5 protein-coding genes are annotated in these 4898 nt (G+C 28.7%); all 5 read left to right on the top strand.

Translation table 11 applies throughout. The features are described 5' to 3' along the window. The first annotated feature begins 17 nt into the window (after positions 1–17). Positions 18–1568, top strand: a complete 1551-nt coding sequence (locus HPY79_12300) for a hypothetical protein (GenBank protein NSW46583.1) — start codon at positions 18–20, stop codon at positions 1566–1568. Then, positions 1565–2077, top strand: coding sequence for a hypothetical protein (locus tag HPY79_12295; protein ID NSW46582.1), 513 nt, complete (start codon positions 1565–1567; stop codon positions 2075–2077). The genes HPY79_12300 and HPY79_12295 overlap by 4 nt, the downstream gene beginning before the upstream one ends. 96 nt (positions 2078–2173) lie before the next feature. Then, entirely contained in the window at positions 2174–3694 is a 1521-nt protein-coding gene (locus HPY79_12290; protein ID NSW46581.1) for a C10 family peptidase, read from the top strand. Continuing rightward, the gene (locus HPY79_12285; protein ID NSW46580.1) at positions 3691–4347 is read left to right on the top strand and encodes a hypothetical protein; all 657 of its coding nucleotides are present in this window, start codon (positions 3691–3693) and stop codon (positions 4345–4347) included. Before HPY79_12290 ends, HPY79_12285 begins: the two co-directional genes overlap by 4 nt. Positions 4348–4660: 313 nt before the next feature. Further along, positions 4661–4898 (top strand): hypothetical protein (locus tag HPY79_12280; protein NSW46579.1); only part of this gene is annotated, 238 nt, incomplete at its 3' end.

Below are 4898 nucleotides of genomic sequence, written 5' to 3'. Positions count from 1 at the left end.
ATGAAAATAAAATCACGTTGGCAACCAACATTTATGGCATACAAATAACGAACAATACCACCGGAACCGGTCAAAGTAGCGGCTTACTAATAGGCTTAGCCGCTAATGGCAATGCACGTATGGTACAACAGGGGCAGCAAAGCATATCGTTAGGTACCAACAATGTTGATGTGTTAACGATAAATTCTTTGGGCAATATTGGTATAGGCACCACCAACCCAACCGCCAAGCTTCATACCAACGGCACAGTACGCATGGAAAACCTGACGGTAGCCACGCAAGCTACCAATGCACGCGTTTTGCTTATCGATGCTCAAGGCAATGTGAGTCAGGCACAGCCAACGCTTATTGGCGACAATTTAGGCAACCATACCGCAACGCAAGATGTAAAACTCAACGACCATTGGCTAAGCAACGATGGCAGTGCACAAGGTATAAAAATAAGCAACCAAGGCGATGTATTGATATATGGCACCACCGCCAATGGTACTAAAACATTTGAACAAAACAATGGTTTTGAGATAGTAACCCGTGGTCGCATACCCGAACGCCGAGGCATCAGTGTGGACGAAGATGCTAACGGCACGCCTGCCGGCAATGTAAACTTCTGGATACATAACTGGCAAAACCCTGCAGCCTTTAATTTTATGCGAAACGATGCCGGAAATACAAAGAAACTGATGGTAATAAACAAAAACGGACATGTAGGCATCAATGTAGATAACCCTCAATATACCTTACATATAAATGGCAATATCCGCTTCGAGCAACTCCCTCAGCAACAAACTATAACCAACGAAGCAGTGCTAATATCCGACGCTCAGGGTGTTATAAAAGCATCACCAGCAACTCAACTAAAAGACAATTTAGGTAATCATACAGCTACCCAAAACCTAAAACTTGGCAATTACTGGCTCAGCAATGATAGCAGCGATAAAGGGTTACAAATAAAATCGGATGGCAATGTACAGGTAGGAGGCGGAATTACGCAAGTAAATATAGGAAAGTCGTATTCCAATGCACCTTATTATTTATCGAGCTACATAGGTTTCAATGCCCAACGCAACAATCAGGGGCAATGGACGTTTCAGAGCGATGGTGCTAATAATGGTGGTGCTGCTATCATAGCTGATGTGTCAGGTAATATTCGATTGGTTTCTGTTGCCTCGAATGGAGGAAGTGATAAATCGGTAGATGAGACTTCAATGATAAATAATACAAAACTTATAATTACTAATAATGGTAGAGTTGGCTTAGGAACTAACAATCCCCAATACGAGCTTGATGTAAGAGGAACGGCACATTTTTGTAAAGCAATAGTAAAATCGGCTGGATGGTGCGATTTTGTATTTGATAATAATTACAGATTAATGCCGTTATATGAATTAAAAAAATATATAGAATTAAACAAACATTTACCCGAAATACCATCGGCTAAAGAAATTGAAGAAAATGATATAGATATAGCTATAATGAATAAACTGTTATTGCAAAAAATAGAGGAACTAACTTTATATATTATAAAGCAACAAGAAGAAATTGAACAACTTAAAAACGAAAAAAAATGAAACGTTTTTTATTAATTGTATTTTTATCAACCTTTTTATTTTATGCCTGCAAAAAAGAAAAAAATAATTATGGCTGTATAGGATGTTATTCGTGTGAGTATACAAACTATTATTTGTTAAATACCATTAATGCCATTAGTTGTAGAAATTACAATGAATTAGCATTATATGATACTTGTATCAGTAAAGATTTTATTCTGAAGTTAAATCTTGAAGGTAAAAAACTAATAGAAAGCACATATGACAATAATCCTTCGTGTATTGAAAAGAAATACTATATAAATAAAATATTAAAATTAGAAATAGAAACAAATTTAAATATTAAAGTGAAAAACAATTTACTTACTAACGGTAAAGAAATTGGTTACTCACCAATAGAATTAGAAATCGATACAAATTCTGTTTTATACAATGATACTATTATATTGTTATCCGGTACCATTAGAATAATTGATTTGAAAGGTAATATATATTCTACAAAAGTAAATGAAACATATATTAAATTTTAAACTATGAAAAAGTTTATTATTTTTTATCTACTTCTTTTATCTTTTAAATTATTAGGACAAACACCATCAAGTGATGAAATAGGTTAAATTGCTCTCATGTTTTACAAAGCCTACATAAATGATAATACTAAGTTTTCAGTAAAATATGTTTACAAATATTTTTATTTCAAAAACTATCCTTGTTTAATTATAATAAAGTATTTTGATAATAATTGGTTACTAATGTCAAATGAAAAAAAAACTTTTCCAATATTGGCATATAGTGATGAAAAAAGCTATTCAGAAGAAATTCCACCAAATGTTTTATTTTGGTTTAATTTTTACTCTGAAATAGTATTAAAATCGAAAGAAAATAATACAAGTATAGATACTATGTGGCAATATTTATTAAAGTTAAAAAATCTAAAATTTACGCATAGTGGTATAGAACCATTAATTTCTACAAAATGGGGGCAATCAGTTTCTAATGATGGCTTAGATGTTAATGCTTATAATTTTTACTGTCCAGCAGGAAATAATTGTGATCATACGCTTGTAGGATGTCCAGCAACAGCTGCAGGACAAATTATAAAGTTTTTAAGATATCCCGATTGTATTGAATTTAATTATAACATAATGCCTGATGAGTTAAAAAACTCTGACTCAAATTACGATATACAAAAAAAAGAAATTGCAAATTTATTAAGGAATATAGGAGATAAAATGAATTTAAATGCTGATTATTTTGGTTGTAATGCTTCAGGAACAAATAAAGACATAATTTTTAATGTATTAAAAAATGATTTCTCTTTTTCAAATGCTCAAATTGTCGATAGAAATGATTATAGTATAAATCAATGGAAATCAAAACTTATAAATGAATTAGAAAATCAAAGGCCAATTCTTTATATGGGTTTTACATCTAATCATAATGGACATGCTTTTGTTTGCGATGGTTATAAAGATGTATTATTAGGTAAGAAATTTCATTTTAATTTCGGCTGGAATGGTTTATACGATGGATATTACAGAGTTAATAATCCTTGTGGATATTCATACAACCAATATGCAATAATTAATTTATATTCAAAAAATTGTAATACTTATATCGAAATTAATAATTATTATAAATACTTAATAAATAAATTTTCTTTATATTATAATCCAGTAGCAGGTAATATACATAGTAGTCCTTCGTTTGTAATATTAGAAGAAAACGAAATTGTTAATTATAAAGCTTATAATGAAATAATTTTAGAAAATTTTGAAACCACTGATAATTCGGAGTTTATTGCTGAAATAGTACCTTGTTATTATTGTAATTTTATTGATTATAAAAATATAAATGAAATGTCTGAAATAAATAAAAATTATGATATAAGTTTAAATAATGAAAATAATATAAATAATAAAATTAATGTTTTTCCAAATCCTTTTACAAATATCCTTACTATAACTTATAGTTCAAATATTAATGTTTTAATTTCTTTAATTGATATTTATGGAAAATATATTTTTAAAAACAAAAGTTTTAATTTCAATAGTCAGTTAAATCTTGAAGACCTCAAAGAGGGTATTTACATTTTAGAAATTAATGATAAAAAAAATGTAACTTATTTAAAAATTATTAAACAATGAAAAAAACTATCGTTAATATTATTGTTTTGTGTTTTATGCTTCCAGAACTTTTAGTTTCACAGCAATACCATAGTTTGTCATTTACGGTAAGTAAGTTTACAACAAAAACTTTTTTAGCACAAAAATATAAACCTGAATATAAATATTTCAGAAATTATAAAGATATAATTGGTTCTGTTTTAAGATATAATTATCTGTATCATAATAGATTTGAGATTGGTCCTGCTTTAGAATTTCACTTAATTGAAAACAATGTTACAGGATTAAATGGTTATAAATGTGATATTTCAATTTATAATGGTTATAAAATTTATGAATATAAAAACTGGTATTTTCATTTTAATGTAGGAACTGGTATTTCATTGTTTAAAATTTATAATTCTAAAAAATCTGCTTATTATTTTACACATATCTATCGAGGTTTTTTGATAAATCCAGAAATTGATATTAGATATAAAATTTATAATAATATATTATTAATTTTTAACTTAACAAATTCTTTTTATATTATTTCAAACAATGATAAGTATAAAGATGAATTAAATATTATTGATAAAGATGGTAATATTGTAAGTAAAAAAAATCTTTCGCAAATAAACAATTTTTCATATCTCAAATTAGGTATTTTATACCATTTTACTAAAAAGAAATAATTCAAAAAAAGAAAAGACCTTTGCAAGATTATTAACATAATAACTCATACCATAAAATTTTTGAATACCAATTTTACCAACTATACAATAACAACTACCATTTGTAAATTCAAACCAACCATCTATACAATAACAACGTAGTTTAAAATCTGCTTCTTGACAATAAAAAAAATATGCTTTATATTTACAACAAATTAGTTTATCAATTTATGCGCTTTATTAGCCAATTTTTCATTTGTAAAGCCCTCCAGAAAGCACATGGGGGGTAATAGCCTTATTGTCAATTAGTTGTATGGCTTTAATGCCTATTTGTATGCAAGCCCAAAATCAAATTCAATGTTCATCTCCTGGAAACTGCAATGGATGGTTATACCATAAAAATAAAATAGGTATAGGCTTTGATTGGAGCGAAGCCTATGTACCTCGAACAACATTACACCTGCACGAGTTTAATTCTATTAACACTTATTTAAATATAACCAACCAAACGACAGGTTTTCCGGTTGGTAACCAAACCATCGGGATGTTTATCGGAATGACAGGCAACAAGG

It is taken from the genome of Bacteroidales bacterium (genome assembly GCA_013314715.1).
GTDB lineage: Bacteria > Bacteroidota > Bacteroidia > Bacteroidales > GWA2-32-17 > Ch61.
Note: the sequence above shows the minus strand (reverse complement) of the source record. Positions and strands in the feature narration are given on the sequence as shown.